At 72.8% G+C, this 15,794-nt stretch carries 14 protein-coding genes and 1 pseudogene; 8 read left to right on the plus strand and 7 right to left on the minus strand.

Annotated elements, in window-relative coordinates:
• On the minus strand, positions 1-830 hold an 830-nt coding region (locus IE321_RS37000), incomplete at its 3' end, for a homocysteine S-methyltransferase family protein (protein WP_190226138.1).
• Positions 831-1,086: 256 nt separating this feature from the next.
• On the opposite strand from IE321_RS37000, the gene IE321_RS37005 reads away from it, so the two are divergent.
• The 5 genes from IE321_RS37005 (at position 1,087) to IE321_RS37025 (ending at position 7,328) form a co-directional block, all read left to right on the plus strand.
• Positions 1,087-1,851: an IclR family transcriptional regulator gene (locus IE321_RS37005; protein ID WP_043223932.1), complete on the plus strand. Its 765-nt coding sequence runs from the start codon at positions 1,087-1,089 to the stop codon at positions 1,849-1,851.
• A 278-nt stretch (positions 1,852-2,129) separates the two neighbouring features.
• Positions 2,130-2,888: an MIP/aquaporin family protein gene (locus tag IE321_RS37010; protein ID WP_043223930.1), complete on the plus strand. Its 759-nt coding sequence runs from the start codon at positions 2,130-2,132 to the stop codon at positions 2,886-2,888.
• 59 nt (positions 2,889-2,947) lie between these two features.
• Positions 2,948-4,474 carry a glycerol kinase GlpK gene (glpK, locus tag IE321_RS37015; RefSeq protein ID WP_043223928.1) on the plus strand — a complete coding sequence of 509 codons (1,527 nt, stop codon included), beginning with the start codon at positions 2,948-2,950 and terminating at the stop codon, positions 4,472-4,474.
• Between the two features lie 16 nt (positions 4,475-4,490).
• Positions 4,491-6,098 carry a glycerol-3-phosphate dehydrogenase/oxidase gene (locus tag IE321_RS37020; protein WP_043223926.1) on the plus strand — a complete coding sequence of 536 codons (1,608 nt, stop codon included), beginning with the start codon at positions 4,491-4,493 and terminating at the stop codon, positions 6,096-6,098.
• Between the two features lie 198 nt (positions 6,099-6,296).
• Positions 6,297-7,328, plus strand: coding sequence for a PAC2 family protein (locus IE321_RS37025; RefSeq protein WP_043223925.1), 1,032 nt, complete (start codon positions 6,297-6,299; stop codon positions 7,326-7,328).
• 75 nt (positions 7,329-7,403) lie between these two features.
• On the opposite strand, the gene mshC is transcribed toward IE321_RS37025, so the two are convergent.
• The 4 genes from mshC to IE321_RS37045 all read right to left on the minus strand — a co-directional run bounded on the left by mshC (position 7,404) and on the right by IE321_RS37045 (position 10,941).
• Positions 7,404-8,633 carry a cysteine--1-D-myo-inosityl 2-amino-2-deoxy-alpha-D-glucopyranoside ligase gene (gene mshC / locus IE321_RS37030; RefSeq protein ID WP_190226139.1) on the minus strand — a complete coding sequence of 410 codons (1,230 nt, stop codon included), beginning with the start codon at positions 8,631-8,633 and terminating at the stop codon, positions 7,404-7,406.
• Positions 8,634-8,790: 157 nt separating this feature from the next.
• On the minus strand, positions 8,791-9,597 hold the full coding sequence (locus IE321_RS37035; protein WP_043223923.1) for an SCO1664 family protein: 807 nt from the start codon (positions 9,595-9,597) through the stop codon (positions 8,791-8,793).
• Positions 9,594-10,184, minus strand: coding sequence for a DUF3090 domain-containing protein (locus IE321_RS37040; protein WP_079021984.1), 591 nt, complete (start codon positions 10,182-10,184; stop codon positions 9,594-9,596). The genes IE321_RS37035 and IE321_RS37040 overlap by 4 nt, the downstream gene beginning before the upstream one ends.
• Positions 10,185-10,251: 67 nt before the next feature.
• The gene (locus IE321_RS37045) at positions 10,252-10,941 is read right to left on the minus strand and encodes a histidine phosphatase family protein (RefSeq protein WP_043223919.1); all 690 of its coding nucleotides are present in this window, start codon (positions 10,939-10,941) and stop codon (positions 10,252-10,254) included.
• A 102-nt stretch (positions 10,942-11,043) separates the two neighbouring features.
• Between IE321_RS37045 and corA the strand changes: the two genes are divergently transcribed.
• A complete protein-coding gene (gene corA, locus IE321_RS37050; RefSeq protein WP_190226140.1) occupies positions 11,044-12,036 on the plus strand; it encodes a magnesium/cobalt transporter CorA in 993 nt (330 codons plus the stop codon).
• 21 nt (positions 12,037-12,057) lie between these two features.
• Here corA and IE321_RS37055 read toward each other — a convergent pair whose 3' ends face one another.
• Both IE321_RS37055 and IE321_RS37060 read right to left on the minus strand, forming a co-directional pair.
• Positions 12,058-12,843, minus strand: a complete 786-nt coding sequence (locus tag IE321_RS37055; RefSeq protein ID WP_043223917.1) for a VOC family protein — start codon at positions 12,841-12,843, stop codon at positions 12,058-12,060.
• Positions 12,844-13,169: 326 nt separating this feature from the next.
• Positions 13,170-14,219, minus strand: a complete 1,050-nt coding sequence (locus IE321_RS37060) for an LLM class F420-dependent oxidoreductase (RefSeq protein ID WP_043223915.1) — start codon at positions 14,217-14,219, stop codon at positions 13,170-13,172.
• Positions 14,220-14,371: 152 nt separating this feature from the next.
• Here IE321_RS37060 and IE321_RS37065 point away from each other — a divergent pair, with 152 nt between their 5' ends.
• Together IE321_RS37065 and IE321_RS37070 are read left to right on the plus strand one after the other, a co-directional pair.
• On the plus strand, positions 14,372-15,349 hold the full coding sequence (locus IE321_RS37065) for an aldo/keto reductase (RefSeq protein ID WP_043223913.1): 978 nt from the start codon (positions 14,372-14,374) through the stop codon (positions 15,347-15,349).
• Positions 15,346-15,794 (plus strand): annotated as a pseudogene (locus tag IE321_RS37070) (DNA helicase RecD); the annotation flags it as partial. The gene IE321_RS37065 and the pseudogene IE321_RS37070, both read left to right, overlap by 4 nt.

Here is a 15,794-nt window from a genome sequence, read left to right on the forward strand (position 1 = left end):
GCGCCGTCGGAGGTGAGGACGGGCAGACCGGCGTTGGGCATCACCGACAGCGGGATGCGCGCGTGCCGGGCGAGGTAGCGCAGGTGCTCGCTCATCTCGGCGGGGCCGGTGGCGCAGTTGAGGCCGATCATGTCGATGCCGAGCGGCTCCAGGGCCGTCAGGGCGGCGCCGATCTCGGAGCCGAGCAGCATGGTGCCGGTGGTCTCGACGGTGACGGAGACGATGAGCGGCACGTCGGCGCCGAGGGCGTCGAGGGCCTTGCGGGCGCCGATGACGGACGCCTTGGTCTGGAGGAGGTCCTGGGTGGTCTCGACGATGAGCGCGTCGGCGCCGCCGGTGAGGAGGCCCTCGGCGTTCTGCTGGTAGGCGTCGCGCAGGACGGTGTACGGGGCGTGGCCGAGGGTCGGCAGCTTGGTGCCGGGGCCGATGGAGCCGAGGACCCAGCGCTGGCGGCCGTCGGCGGCGGTGAACTCGTCGGCGACCTCGCGGGCGACGCGGGCGCCGGCCTCGGACAGCTCCAGCACGCGGTGGGCGATGTCGTACTCGGCGAGGGCCGCGTGGTTGGCGCCGAAGGTGTTGGTCTCGACGCAGTCCACGCCGGCGGCGAAGTACTCGCGGTGGACCGAGGCGACGATGTCGGGCCGGGTGAGGCTGAGGATCTCGTTGCAGCCTTCGAGGTTCTGGAAGTCCTCGAGGGTGGGGTCCTGGGCCTGGAGCATGGTTCCCATGGCACCGTCGGCGACGACGACGCGACGGGCGAGTGCCTCGCGGAGGGCGGCGGCGCGGCTCCGGCTGTCGGCGGAGACGGAAGGGGTCGGCAACGAGGCCATGAAGGGGCTCCCTGGGCTGCGACGGCTGTCGGCTTTGCACCCTGGGCACAGGGCGCACGGGCTCAGCGTAACCGTGCTTCGGCCGGGGCGGACACGGTGTCCCACGTGGCGGACGGCATCCTGTGTGCGAGGACTCCCGGTGAGGCCCCTTCTTCGAGGACACTGTCAGGTGCGAGGCAAGGTCGGCATCGACCGATAGTGTTCAGCATTGTCGAACACCGTGATCTGTACGGGACGTGAGGAGAAGGGCCGGGCGATGGCGAAGAACATCCAGTCGCTTGAACGGGCGGCGGCCATGCTGCGACTGCTCGCGGGCGGCGAGCGCCGGCTCGGCCTGTCCGACATCGCCTCCTCGCTGGGGCTGGCCAAGGGCACCGCCCACGGCATCCTGCGCACCCTCCAGGCGGAGGGCTTCGTGGAGCAGGACGGCCCCTCGGGCCGGTACCAGCTGGGGGCCGAGCTGCTGCGGCTGGGCAACAGCTATCTGGACGTGCACGAGCTGCGCGCGCGGGCGCTGGTGTGGACGGACGACCTGGCGCGGTCCAGCGGGGAGAGCGTGCACCTGGGGGTGCTGCACCAGCAGGGCGTGCTGATCGTGCACCACGTCTTCCGGCCGGACGACAGCCGGCAGGTCCTGGAGGTGGGGGCGATGCAGCCGCTGCACTCCACCGCGCTGGGCAAGGTGCTGTCGGCGTACGACCCGGTGGCGCACAGCGAGGTGGTGGAGGTGGAGCGGGAGCCCTTCACGCCGCGCACGGTCACCGGGCTGGCGGACTTCGAGTCGCTGCTGGACATGACCCGGGCGCGCGGCTGGGCGGCGGACGTGGAGGAGACCTGGGAGGGCGTGGCCTCGGTGGCGGCGCCGATCCACGACCGGCGCCGGATGCCGGTGGGCGCGGTGGCGGTCACCGGGGCGGTGGAGCGGCTCTGCCCGTCCGGCGAGCTGCGTCCGGAGCTGGTGGCGGCGGTGCGGGACTGCGCCCGGGCGGTCTCCCGGGACCTGGGGGCGGGCCGCTTCTGAGCCCGCGCCCGCGGGGCCGGTGAGCCGGTCCGCACGGAGAGCGAACCCGTCGGTAACGATCGCGTTATCGGCGGGTTTTTCGTTTCCCAGACCCTTGACGTGCTGTTAACCCCAGGGCAAAACTTCCGTTCATCGGTCGGCATTGCCGAACACCTACCGGCAATACGCGCTAGAGTGTGGCAGTGCCAAGGGCCGTGGACGCCCTCACACGAGGGCGCGGACCACCGGGGCGAACCGGGGTTCGCCCATCCCCTGGACGAAGGACAAAGGAGTCGCGGGTGTCCAGCTCCGACATCTTCCTCGGCGAGACCATCGGTACCGCCGTACTCATTCTTCTCGGCGGCGGCGTCTGCGCCGCCGTGACGCTCAAGAGCTCCAAGGCCCGCGGCGCCGGCTGGCTCGCGATCACCTTCGGGTGGGGCTTCGCCGTCATGACGGCCGTCTACATGACCGCTTCCCTCTCCGGGGCGCACCTGAACCCCGCCGTCACGGTCGGCATCGCCGTCAAGGACGGCGCCTGGGGCGACGTGCCGGTCTACATCGCCGGCCAGCTGCTCGGCGCGATGATCGGCGCCGCCCTGGTCTGGGTCGCCTACTACGGACAGTTCCGGGCCCACCTCACCGACCCGGAGACGGTCGGCGAGAAGCCCGTCGAGGGCCCCGGCCCCGTGCTCGGCATCTTCTCCACCGGCCCCGAGATCCGGAACACCTGGCAGAACCTGGCCACCGAGATCATCGGCACCGTCGTGCTCGTCCTCGCCGTGCTCACCCAGGGCCTCAACGACAGCGGCAAGGGCCTCGGCGTCCTCGGCGCCCTGATCACGGCCTTCGTCGTCGTCTCGATCGGCCTCTCGCTCGGCGGCCCGACCGGTTACGCGATCAACCCGGCGCGCGACCTCGGTCCCCGCATCGTGCACGCCCTGCTGCCCCTCCCGAACAAGGGCGGCTCCGACTGGAGCTACGCCTGGATCCCGGTCGCCGGCCCGCTGGTCGGCGGAGCCCTCGCGGCGGGTATCTACAACCTCGCGTTCGCCTGAGCCGTAGAACAGCACCAGAGCCCCGAGCCGTCCTTCCCAGACTTCCCCAGGAGCACACCGTGACCGACGCCCACACCGCCGGCCCGTTCATCGCCGCCATCGACCAGGGCACCACCTCGTCCCGCTGCATCGTCTTCGACAAGGACGGCCGGATCGTCTCGGTCGACCAGAAGGAGCACGAGCAGATCTTCCCGAAGCCGGGCTGGGTCGAGCACGACGCCACCGAGATCTGGACCAACGTCCAGGAGGTCGTCGCCGGCGCCATCGTCAAGGCCGGGATCACCGCCGCCGACGTCAAGGCCATCGGCATCACCAACCAGCGCGAGACCACGCTGATGTGGGACAAGAACACCGGCGAGCCCGTGCACAACGCGCTCGTCTGGCAGGACACCCGCACCGACGCCCTCTGCAAGGAGCTCGGCCGCAACGTCGGCCAGGACCGCTTCCGCCGCGAGACCGGCCTCCCGCTCGCCTCCTACTTCTCCGGCCCCAAGGTCCGCTGGCTGCTCGACAACGTCGAGGGCCTGCGCGAGCGCGCCGAGCGCGGCGAGATCCTCTTCGGCACCATGGACTCCTGGGTCATCTGGAACCTCACCGGCGGCACCGAGGGCGGCGTCCACGTCACCGACGTCACCAACGCCTCCCGCACCCTCCTGATGAACCTGCACGAGATGGCCTGGGACGAGCGCATCCTCCAGTCCATCGACATCCCGGCCGCCGTCCTCCCCGAGATCCGGTCCTCCGCCGAGGTCTACGGCACGGTCAAGGGCGGCGTCCTCGACGGCGTCCCGGTCGCCTCCGCGCTCGGCGACCAGCAGGCCGCCCTGTTCGGCCAGACCTGTTTCGCCGAGGGCGAGGCCAAGTCCACGTACGGCACCGGCACCTTCATGCTGATGAACACCGGTGACAAGATCATCAACTCCTACAGCGGCCTGCTGACCACCGTCGGCTACCAGATCGGCGACGCCAAGCCGGTCTACGCCCTGGAGGGCTCCATCGCCGTCACCGGCTCGCTCGTCCAGTGGATGCGCGACCAGATGGGCCTGATCAAGTCCGCCGCCGAGATCGAGACCCTGGCCTCCTCCGTCGAGGACAACGGCGGCGCCTACTTCGTGCCCGCCTTCTCCGGCCTCTTCGCCCCGTACTGGCGCTCCGACGCCCGCGGCGTGATCGCCGGCCTCACCCGGTACGTCACCAAGGCGCACATCGCCCGTGCCGTCCTGGAGGCCACCGCCTGGCAGACCCGCGAGATCACCGACGCCATGACGAAGGACTCCGGCGTCGAGCTGACCGCCCTCAAGGTCGACGGCGGCATGACCTCCAACAACCTGCTGATGCAGACCCTCTCGGACTTCCTGGACGCCCCCGTGGTGCGCCCCATGGTCGCCGAGACCACCTGCCTCGGCGCCGCCTACGCCGCCGGCCTGGCCGTCGGCTTCTGGCCGGACACCGACGCCCTGCGCGCCAACTGGCGCCGTGCCGCGGAGTGGACCCCGCGCATGGACGCCGACAAGCGCGACAGCGAGTACAAGAACTGGCTCAAGGCCGTGGAGCGCTCCATGGGCTGGCTCGAAGAAGAGAAGTGACGAGGAGTAGACCGAGATGACCACCCCGCAGACCGTTCCCGCCCTCGGAACGCACCCGGCCGCCGGCTCGCTTCCGACCCGCGCCGAAACCAGAGAGCAGCTTGCCAAGGCGACGTACGACCTCCTGGTGATCGGCGGCGGCATCCTGGGCATCTCCACCGCCTGGCACGCCGCGCAGTCCGGTCTGCGGGTGGCCCTGGTGGACGCCGGCGACTTCGCCGGCGCCACCTCCTCGGCCTCCTCCAAGCTCCTCCACGGCGGCCTGCGCTACCTGCAGACCGGCGCCGTGAAGCTCGTGGCCGAGAACCACTTCGAGCGGCGCGCCGTCTCCCGGCAGGTCGCCCCCCACCTGTCCAACCCGCTCACCTTCTACCTGCCCGTCTACAAGGGCGGCCCGCACGGCGCCGCCAAGCTGGGCGCCGGCGTCTTCGCGTACTCCGCCCTCTCCGCCTTCGGGGACGGCGTCGGCCACCTCCTCTCCCCCGCCAAGGCGGCGCAGGACGTGCCCGAGCTGCGCACCGACGACCTCAAGGCCGTCGCCGTCTACGGCGACGACCAGATGAACGACGCCCGCATGGCGCTGATGACGGTCCGCGCGGCCGTCGACGCCGGCGCCGTCGTCCTCAACCACGCCGAGGTCACCGGACTCCGCTTCACCCGGGGCCGGGTCACCGGCGCCGAGCTGAGGGACCGCGTGTCCGGCGAGGAGTTCGGCGTCACCGCGCGGCTCGTCCTCAACGCCACCGGCCCCTGGGTCGACCACCTGCGCCGGATGGAGGACCCCAACGCGGCGCCCTCCATCCGCCTCTCCAAGGGCGCCCACCTGGTCCTCAAGCGGACCTCCCCGTGGAAGGCCGCGCTGGCCACCCCGATCGACAAGTACCGGATCACCTTCGCCCTCCCCTGGGAGGACATGCTCCTGCTCGGCACCACCGACGAGGAGTACGAGGGCGACCCGGGCGAGGTCGCGGTCACCGAGAAGGACACCGCCCAGATCCTGGACGAGGCCGCCTTCTCCATCCGCGACCAGCAGCTCGACCGCTCCCTCATCACCTACGCGTTCGCCGGTCTGCGGGTGCTGCCCGGCGGTCCCGGCGACACCTCCAAGGCCAAGCGCGAGACGGTCGTGACCGAGGGCCGCGGCGGGATGCTGTCGGTCGCCGGCGGCAAGTGGACCACCTTCCGCCACATCGGCCGCACCATCATGAAGAAGCTGGAGGCGCTCCCCGGCCACCCGCTGGGCGAGGACTACGAGTCGGTCTCCACGCTCCCCAAGCGGCTGCCGCTCCCGGGCATCGCCAACCCGAACGCGGTCGCCCACCGGCTGCTCGTCGACGGCCCGGCCCCCGGCCCGCGGATGGCCGCCGACACCGCCAAGCACCTGGCCACGCACTACGGTTCGCTCTCCTTCGACATCGCCCGGATGGCGAACGAGAACCCCGAGCTGGCCCGCCGGATCCACCCGGACGCCCCGGAGATCTGGGCGCAGGTCGCCTACGCCCGCGACCACGAGTGGGCCGAGACGGCCGACGACGTGCTGCGCCGCCGCACCACCCTGACCATCCGCGGTCTCGCCACCGACGAGATCCGCGCCGGGGTCGACGCGATGCTGCGCGCGAAGTAGGGCGCCGCGAGCCGAGGGGCGGTCCACTCCGGGGAGGGAGCGGACCGCCCCTCTCGCGTGCCCGTGTGCGGGGCCCCGATCCTGGGTAGTCGATCAAGGCCGCACGGGTTTTCGGGCGTGCCCGAGGGCTGCGGACGGACGACCCGAAAGCCGTAAGGTTGGTCCGTACGACACGAACTTCGAAGAAGGAGGCGCTGGGTGATCGAGCTCGAGGGGGTACCCGAGCTGATCGACCCGGTCATGGTGGCCGCGTTCGAGGGCTGGAACGACGCCGGCGACGCCGCCTCCACCGCGGTCGCTCATCTGGACCGGGAATGGAAGGGCGAGGTCTTCGCGGCGCTCGACGCCGAGGACTACTACGACTTCCAGGTCAACCGTCCGACGGTGTTCCTGGAGAACGGCGTCCGGAAGATCACCTGGCCGACGACCCGGCTCTCCGTGGTCCGGATCGGCGGCGACAAGCCGCGCGACCTGGTCCTCGTCCGGGGCATCGAGCCGTCGATGCGCTGGCGCTCCTTCTGCAACGAGCTGCTGGGCTTCGCGCACGAACTGGGCGTGGAGATGGTGGTGATCCTCGGCGCGCTGCTCGGCGACACCCCGCACACCCGTCCGGTGCCGGTCAGCGGCGTCACCTCCGACCCGGACCTGGCGCGGACGATGGAGCTGGAGGAGACCCGCTACGAGGGCCCGACGGGCATCGTCGGCATCCTCCAGGAGGCGTGCACCCACGCCGGCGTGCCGGCCGTGAGCCTGTGGGCGGCGGTGCCGCACTACGTGTCGCAGCCGCCGAACCCGAAGGCGACGCTGGCCCTGCTGAACCGGCTGGAGGACCTGATCGGGCTGCGGATCCCGCTGGGCGAGCTGCCCGAGGACGCCCGTGCCTGGCAGCTGGGGGTGGACCAGCTGGCGGCGGAGGACAGCGAGGTCGCCGAGTACGTGCAGACCCTGGAGGAGGCGCGGGACACCGCGGAGCTGCCGGAGGCGTCGGGCGAGGCGATCGCCCGCGAGTTCGAGCGGTATCTGCGGCGGCGCGATCCCGGCCAGGGGCCGGGCCCCGGCGGTCCGGGCGTGGCGACGGAGAGCGGGGACACCTCGTACCTGCGCGATCCGGGCAGCGGCCGGACCCGGCCGCCCAAGCCGGACCCGGAGCCGCAGGCGGAACCCGAGCCGCGGGCGGACCCGGAGCCGCCGGAGGCGGCCGGGGAGCCCGGGACGGACGACGAGGAGTAGGACTCCCTCGGGACGCGCGGAAGGGGAGGGGTGGCCGAGCCACCCCTCCCCTTCCGCGCGTCGTGCGGTCCGGCGCTAGAGGGCGACGCCCAGGAGCGCGTCGACCGTGCGGGAGACGAGACCGGGCGCGGCCTCGTCCGTGCCGCCGTCCGCCTCCTGGCGGGCGGTCCAGCCGTCGACCGCGGCGAGCGCGGCCGGGGCCTCCAGGTCGTCGGCGAGCGCCTCGCGGACCTCCTCGACCAGGGCGTCGGCGGACGGGCCGTCGGGCCGGGAGACCGCGGCGCGCCAGCGGCCGAGGCGGGCGACGGCGTCGGCGAGGACCTGGTCCGTCCACTCCCAGTCGGCGCGGTAGTGGTGGGCGAGGAGGGCGAGCCGGACGGCGGCCGGGTCGACGCCCTCGCGGCGGAGGGTGGAGACGAAGACCAGGTTGCCCTTGGACTTCGACATCTTCTCGCCGTGCAGGGCGACCATTCCGGCGTGCACGTACGCCTTGGCCATGGGGAACTCGCCGGTGAGCGTCTGCGCGTGCGAGGCGCCCATCTCGTGGTGCGGGAAGATCAGGTCGGATCCGCCGCCCTGCACGTCGAAGCCCATGCCGAGGTGGTCGAGGGCGATGGCGACGCACTCGATGTGCCAGCCGGGGCGGCCGGCTCCGAGGCTGCCGCCGTCCCAACTGGGCTCGCCCTCGCGGGCGGCCATCCACAGCATCGGGTCGAGCGGGTTCTTCTTGCCCGGACGGTCCGGGTCGCCGCCCCGCTCGGCGGAGAGGTGGCGCATCAGCTCGGTGTCGTAGTTCGACACCTGCCCGAAGTGCGGGTCGGCCTCGACCGAGAAGTAGATGTCGCCGTCGAGCTCGTAGGCGGCGCCGGAGTCCCGGAGCCGCTCGACGAGCGGGATGATGGAGGGTATCGACTCGACCGCGCCGACGTAGTGGCGCGGCGGCAGCATCCGCAGGGCGGTCATGTCCTCGCGGAAGAGGGAGGTCTCGCGCTCGGCGAGGACGGTCCAGTCGATGTCGTCGCGGAGGGCGCGCTCCAGGAGCGGGTCGTCCACGTCCGTCACGTTCTGGACGTAGTGCACCTGCCGCTTGGTGTCGAGCCACACGCGCTGCACGAGGTCGAACGCGTTGTAGGTCGCCGCGTGACCCATGTGGGTCGCGTCATAGGGCGTGATGCCGCAGACGTAGATACGGGCGACGGGACCGGGGGCGAGGGTCACTCGTCCGCCGGTCGCGGTGTCGTGGATCCTGAGGTCGCGGCCCTTGCCGGGAAGGGCGGGGACCTCGGAAGCGGGCCAGGCATGCATGACCCGAGCGTAACCGGACAGCTGTTTCGGATACGAACCGGATCCGGAATCTTGTCCGATCATGCGCTCTTGCGGGTGAGCGAGGTGTGTGCATACCCCCCAGGGGTGCGGCGGGCTCCCCGGCCGGACCCGCCGGTGTGGCCGAAACCCTGCGGTTCTAGACCGGCGGCCAGGGGATCGCCGGCCACTGCCCGGACGGCTCCGGGTGCCGCCCGGACGCCAGCAGCGCCGCGACCCGCTCCCGTACGGCCGAGACCTCGGCGTCCGTCAGCAGTTCCGCCAGCCGGGTGGCGAGGGGCGCTCCCGGGGCCAGGGCGGCGGCGAGCCCGGTGAGTACCTCGGTGGCCTCCGGGGGCAGCTCCTGGCCCGCCCAGCCCCACAGCAGGGTGCGCAGCTTGTCCTCGACGTGGAAGGAGACGCCGTGGTCGATGCCGTACAGCCGGCCGCCGGGGGCCGGGAGCAGATGGCCGCCCTTGCGGTCGCCGTTGTTCATCACCGCGTCGAGGACGGCGAGCCGGCGCAGCCCGGGTGTGTCGGCGTGGACGAGCAGCGCCGTGCGCCCCTCCCCCACCTCGGCGGGGCCGACGGCCTTCCAGCCCTCGCCGGCCTCCTCGTCCTCGGTGAGGGCGAGCAGCCGGGCCTCCGGGTCGGCCTCGACCCAGAGCTGGACCATGCCCTCGCCGTACGGGCCGTCCCGCAGCACCGTGGGCGGGACCAGGCCCCAGCCGGTGGCCTCGGAGAGCTCGTAGGCGGCGACCTCGCGCTCGGCGAGGGTGCCGTCGGGGAAGTCCCACAGGGGGCGCTCCCCCGCAACCGGCTTGTAGACGCAGGCGGCCTCGCGGCCCTCGTGGGCGATCGTGCAGTAGAGCACCGCGTTGGACGCCTCGCGGACCTGCCCGCGCACGGTCAGCTCACCGCGGGCGAGCAGCTCGGTGTCCGGCGGGAGGTCGGGGGTGCTGCTCATGCTCCGCGACGGTATCCGTTCTGGCGGGGGCAGACGTGGCCCTCCGGGTCCAGCGGCAGGCTGCACAGCGGGCACGGCGGGCGGCCGGCGTTGACCACGTCCAGGGCCCGCTTGGCGAAGGCGCGGGCCTGGGCGCCGCTGAGCCGGACGCGGAGCATCGGCGGGCCGTTCTCCTCGTCCTGGAGCAGTCGCTCCTCGGCCGCGGCGAGGTCCTCCTCGGAGTCAGCGTCGAGCTCGACGAGGGCCTGCGCCTCGACGATCATGCGCTGTTCCTCGCCGTCCCAGGCGAGGGCCATGGTGCCGACCCGGAACTCCTCCTCGACGGGGGTGTCGAGGGGGGCGGTGTCGGCGATGTCGACGGGCGCCACGGCCGGGACGGGGGCGTTGCCCCCGGTGCGGCGCAGCACCTCGTCGAGGAGTTCGTCGATGCGCTCGGCGAGTGCGGCCACCTGGGCCTTCTCCAGGGCGACGCTGGTGACCCGGCCGGCCGCGGACGCCTGGAGGAAGAACGTCCGGCGGCCAGGCAGCCCGACCGTGCCGGCCACGAAACGCTCCGGTGGGTCGTAGAGGAACACCTGACGGGACACTCTCCCGGCTCCCTTGACTGTCGACTGTCGTACGGCAACGGCGAGTCCACCCTACTGCGCGAGAGGATCACGGTGCGCCCGCGCCGCCCCCCACCTCGGCCGTCCCACTGGTGTCGGGGGTCTCGCGGGGCGCCAGCGCGGCGAGGTCGCCGGTGTCGCCGAGGCGGACCAGGAAGGGGCGCAGCCGGGTGTAGCGGATCACGGTGAGCGAGCAGGGGTCGACGTGGATCCGCTGGAAGAGGTCGAGGTGGAGGCCGAGGGCGTCGGCGACCAGGGACTTGATGATGTCGCCGTGGGAGCAGAGGGCGTAGACGGCGTCCTCGCCGTGCTCGGCGTCGATCCGGGCGTTCCAGTCGCGGACCGCCTCGACGGCCCTGACCTGCATGGCGCGCATGGACTCGCCGCCGGGGAAGGCGGCGGCGGAGGCGTGCTGCTGGACGACCTCCATCAGCGGCTCGTCGTTCAGCTCGCTGAGCTTGCGGCCCGACCAGTCGCCGTAGTCGCATTCGTTCACCCGCTCCTCGATGTGGAGCGGGAGGTCCGGGCGGGCGTCCAGGAGCGGCCGGAGTGTCTCGCGGCAGCGCTGGAGGGGGCTGGAGACGGCGGCGGCGAGCGGGATCCCGGCGAGCCGGGCGGGCAGGGCGGCGGCCTGGGCGGCGCCGCGCTCGTCGAGCGCCACGCCCGGCGTGCGCCCGGCGAGCAGCCCTGAGGTGTTGGCGGTGGAGCGTCCGTGCCGGACGAGGATCAGCGTGGCCATGTCGGCCAGCCTACGGCGCACGCGCGCGGGGAGGCCGGGGCCCGCCCCGTGCGGCCCGTCGCGCGGCACGCGCGCGTGCGGTCCGGGAGGGTTCGAGGGAGAATACGGCGCGTGATCGTCGACGCTGCGCTGTACCGGGACGGCCGCCGCACGGAATGCGGCGGCGATCTCTCGCGGTCCCTGGCCGAGGCACGGGCCTCCGGCCACGCCTTCCTCTGGGTGGGTCTCTACGAGCCGTCGGAGGCCGAGTTCGACCATGTGGCCTCGGAGTTCGCGCTGCATCCGCTGGCGGTCGAGGACGCCCTCAAGGCCCATCAGCGGCCCAAGCTGGAGGTCTACGACGACTCCCTCTTCGTGGTGCTGAAGCCGGTGGACTACGAGCCGGAGAGCGACCGGGTCTCCTCGGGCGAGCTGATGCTGTTCCTGGGCGACTCCTTCGTGGTGACCGTCCGGCACGGCGAGGGGGCGCCCCTGGCGGCGGTGCGCAAGCGCCTGGAGACGCAGCCGGAGGTGCTGCGGCACGGGCCGACGTCGGTGCTCTACGCGGTGAGCGACGCGGTGGTGGACCACTACCTGGACGTGGCGGGCGAGCTCCAGGTGGACCTGGAGGAGCTGGAGGCCGACGTCTTCGCGCCGGGCGGGACCGGGACGGCGAACACCGCGGAGCGGATCTACACGGCGAAGCGGCAGGTGCTGGAGTTCCGGCGGGCGACGGGGCCGCTGGCGGGGCCGATGGCCCGGCTGACGGCGGGCTCGGTGCCGTTCGTGAACGCGGAGTCCCAGCCCTTCTTCCGGGACGTCAACGACCACCTGCTGCGGGCCAACGAGCAGGTGGAGGGGCTGGACCGGCTGCTGTCGGACGTGCTGTCGGCGCACCTGGCGCAGATGGGGGTGCGGCAGAACGACGACATGCGGAAGATCTCGGCCTGGGCGGCGATGGCCGCGGTGCCGACGATGGTGGCGGGGATCTACGGCATGAACTTCGACCACATGCCGGAGCTGCACTGGGCCTGGTCGTACCCGGCGCTGATCCTGCTGATGGCGGGGATCGTGACGGGTCTGCACCGCCTGTTCAAGCGGCGCGGCTGGCTCTGAACCGGCCGCGCCGAGGGGCCGTCAGAAGGCCGGTGCGGGGACGGCGGGGCCGCCCAGGGCGTCGAGCCGTTCGGGCATCCGCAGGCTGATCATCTTGTGCCAGCCGGCGGCCCGCTCGTAGGCGTACATGCCGTGGATGCCCGCCGCGAGCACCGCCCCCTTGGCCTTCGGCCACTTCAGGATGCGGCCCATGTGGCCCATGACGGCGAGGCTGACGTCCCGGTAGACCTGGATCTCGACGAGCGCCGACTCGCGCAGGGTGGTCTGGATGAGGCGGCCGTGGCCCGCCCGGGCGAGCCGGAGCAGTTCCTCGTGGCAGTAGGCGAGGTGGTTGGCCTCGTCGTTGTCGATCATGTGGATGGCCTTGCCCAGCTCCGGGTGGTCGCCGAAGTACGTGACGAGCATGTCCATCTGGTCGGCGGCGCGCTGCTCGGTGACCCGGCTGTGCGCGAGGTAGACGATGACGTCCCGATCGGTCAGCGGCCGGTCGCCCCGGAGCTTCTCGTGGGCGAGGCCGATGCCGCGCCGTTCGAGGAGCATCGTGTAGTCGGTCTCGGGCGGGACGGGGACGGGTTCGAGGCCGCGCTTGCGCAGCAGGGCTTGGAAGATGCGCCCGTGCTTGTCCTCGTCGGCGCCGTGCCGGGTGATCTTGGGCGCGAGTTCCCGCATGCCGGGGGCGACGAGGGCGGCGATCCGGCCGTTCTCCCAGCCGCCCTGCGTCTCGCCGCTCGCGGCGATCGAGCAGAAGAGCCGGAAGGACTCGTCGTCGTCGATGATTTCCTGGAACAGGCTCTTGGCCGTGAGCATCGCTGCCACCTCCATGCGGACGTCCGCACTCCGCGCGTCCGGGGAGACCGAGTCAAATGCGGTCCGGGACGGCGGGCAACAGGAGGGCTCGACGGTGTCGGCCGAAAGAGTGAGAGGCGGGGCCGTAACCGGGGGACGCGGTGGCGCGTTGAAGGGCATGACGGCCGTGGCGGGGAAGACCCCCGAGCCCCCACCACGGCCGCAGGCTTTCCCCGCTCCGACGGCGACGCCCGCACCGCACGCTCCCGAGGGCCCCGCGGACCCCGGCCGCCCGCGCCGGACTCCGTCCGTCGAAGCCCGGCGCCGAGACGCTTGCCGGTGGTCGGCTACGCCAGGCCGGCCCGCTCCAGGGCGTCGACGCCCGCGCGCAGGGCGGTGAGGCGCTCGTCCAGGGTGAAGCCGGCGGGGGCCAGGGTCAGCGTGGTGACGCCGGCCTCCGCGTAGGCGGTCATGCGGTCGGCGATCCGCTCGACGGTGCCGAGCAGGGCCGTCTGGTCGATCAGGGAGCGGGGCACGGCGGCCGCGGCGCCCGTCTTGTCGCCGGCCAGGTACTTGTCCTGGACCTCGGCGGCCTCCTTCTCGTAGCCCATCCGCCGGGCGAGCTGGTTGTAGAAGTTCTGCTTGCGGCTGCCCATGCCGCCCACGTAGAGGGCGGTGTAGGGGCGGAAGACGTCGGCGAGCGCGTCGACGTCCTCGCCGAGGGCGAGCGGCAGCGTCGGGCAGACGTCGAAGCCGTCCATGGTGAGCCCGGCCTTCTCGCGGCCCGCCCGCAGGGGGCGCAGGGCGGTCTCCTCCAGGTGCTCGGCCGAGGGGAAGATCAGCAGGGCGCCGTCGGCGATCTCGCCGGTCTGCTCCAGGTTCTTCGGGCCGATCGCGGCGATGTACAGCGGGATGTGCTCGCGCTGCGGGTGGACGGTCAGCTTGATCGGCTTGCCGGGGCCGCCGGGCAGCGGCAGCGTCCAGTGCTCGCCCTCGTGGGTCAGGCGCTCGCGGGACATCGCCTTGCGGACGATCTCCACGTACTCGCGGGTCCGGGCGAGCGGCTTGTCGAACTTCACGCCGTACCAGCCCTCGGAGACCTGCGGGCCCGAGACGCCGAGGCCCAGGCGGAACCGGCCGCCGGAGAGGGAGTCCAGGGTGGCGGCGGTCATCGCCGTCATGGCGGGCTGGCGGGCCGGGATCTGCATGATCGCCGAGCCGACGTCGATCCGCTCCGTCTTCGCGGCGACCCAGGAGAGCACGGTCGGGGCGTCCGAGCCGTACGCCTCCGCCGCCCAGCAGACGTCGTAGCCGAGCCGGTCGGCCTCCTGGGCGACGGCGAGGTTGTCGCCGTCCATGCCGGCGCCCCAGTAGCCGAGGTTGATGCCGAGCCGCATTTCCACGCACCCCTTACCCATCGGTAACGTCTCTCGGTCGGACTCTAGCGCGCCCTCCCCGGATCCGTCAGGAGCCGGACGCCACGCCGTCGTCCACAGGTTCTGTCCACAGGGTCTCTCCGCGTGGTGCCCCGGCCAGTAATGTCCCGCCCATGGAGCAGAGGCATCTCGGACGTACCGGCCTGCGCGTCTCGCGCATCGGGCTCGGCACGCTCACCTGGGGGCGGGACACCGACGAGCACGACGCCGCGGAGCAGCTGAAGGCGTTCTGGGACGCGGGCGGCACGCTCGTGGACACGGCCGACGTGTACGGCGGCGGCGAGGCCGAGTACCTGCTCGGGAGGCTCATGGAGCGGCTTGTGCCGCGCCGCGACCTGGTCCTGTCCACCAAGGCCGGCAGCGTGCCCGACCCGGACCGGCGCACCGACGGCTCCCGGGGGCACCTGCTCGCCGCGCTCGACGCCTCCCTGGCCCGCCTCGGCACCGACCACGTGGACCTGTGGCAGCTGCACGCCTACGACCCGTACACCCCGCTGGAGGAGTCCCTCCAGGCCCTGGACATCGCGGTACGCAGCGGCCGGGCGCGGTACGCGGGCGTGGCGAACTTCTGCGGCTGGCAGCTCGCCAAGGCCGGCACCTGGCAGCTGGCCGGCGACCGCACCCGGCTCGCCGGGGCGCAGCTGGAGTACTCGCTACTCCAGCGGGGCGTCGAGCGGGAGGTGCTGCCCGCCGCCGTCGACCTCGGCATAGGTCTGCTGCCGTCCTCCCCGCTGGGCCGCGGGGTGCTCACCGGCAAGTACCGCGGCGGCACCCCGGGCGACTCCCGGGGCGCGTCGGAGGCGCTGGCGCCGTTCGTGGAGCCGTACCTCGACGAGGCGGCGAGCCGGATCGTGGAGGCGGTCAGCACCGCCGCCGACGGGCTCGCGACCAGCCCGCTGCACGTGGCGCTCGCCTGGGTCAGGGACCGGCCGGGCGTCACCGCCCCGATCGTCGGCGCGCGCACGGCACGGCAGCTCACGGCCGCGCTGTCGGTGGAGGGCCTTAGTCTTCCTGACGAGATCTGCCGGGCTTTGGACGATGTGTCCGCGCCTGTGCACCGCTATCCGGATCACGACTGGAGCACCTTGTGACCGAGCCTTCCGGGGAGACCGCGCCCGAGGCACCCGAGGACCTGGACCAGGACGCCGTGGAGGAGGACGCCGCGGAGCAGGAGGCCGCGGGCCGCGAGGACGCGGCGCCGTCCTCCGGGACCGCCGGGGCCACCGAGGCCTCGGAGGCCGTCGAGTCCGCGGGCACCGAGGCCGCCGACGGCGCCGAGGCGTCGAAGGACGCCGCGCCGGAGCTGAGCGAGGCGCAGGCGGAGCTGGCGGCGCAGCGGGAGCTGCGGGCCAGGATCGAGGCGCGGAAGGCCGAGAAGTCCGGCCCCGTGGAGAGCGGCGGCAAGCTGAGCGGCACCGCCGCCGACCTGCTCGCCGCCGTCCGCGCCGTCCAGGCCGGCTCCGCCTCCGGCGGCGCCTTCTACGCCCCGGCGCCCGAGCCGCCGCGCGCGCCCCGGCCGCCCGAGACCACCGTCCG

The sequence above is a fragment of the Streptomyces hydrogenans genome, assembly GCF_014656075.1.
GTDB lineage: Bacteria > Actinomycetota > Actinomycetes > Streptomycetales > Streptomycetaceae > Streptomyces > Streptomyces hydrogenans.

Bases quoted from the DNA above. Each gene is read 5' to 3' on its own strand.
- IE321_RS37005 (WP_043223932.1), top strand. From the start codon at position 1,087: ATGGCGAAGAACATCCAGTCGCTTGAACGGGCGGCGGCCATGCTGCGA.
- IE321_RS37020 (WP_043223926.1), top strand. From the start codon at position 4,491: ATGACCACCCCGCAGACCGTTCCCGCCCTCGGAACGCACCCGGCCGCC.
- mshC (WP_190226139.1), bottom strand. From the start codon at position 8,633: ATGCATGCCTGGCCCGCTTCCGAGGTCCCCGCCCTTCCCGGCAAGGGC.
- IE321_RS37035 (WP_043223923.1), bottom strand. From the start codon at position 9,597: ATGAGCAGCACCCCCGACCTCCCGCCGGACACCGAGCTGCTCGCCCGC.
- IE321_RS37045 (WP_043223919.1), bottom strand. From the start codon at position 10,941: ATGGCCACGCTGATCCTCGTCCGGCACGGACGCTCCACCGCCAACACC.
- IE321_RS37055 (WP_043223917.1), bottom strand. From the start codon at position 12,843: ATGCTCACGGCCAAGAGCCTGTTCCAGGAAATCATCGACGACGACGAG.
- IE321_RS37060 (WP_043223915.1), bottom strand. From the start codon at position 14,219: ATGCGGCTCGGCATCAACCTCGGCTACTGGGGCGCCGGCATGGACGGC.
- IE321_RS37065 (WP_043223913.1), top strand. From the start codon at position 14,372: ATGGAGCAGAGGCATCTCGGACGTACCGGCCTGCGCGTCTCGCGCATC.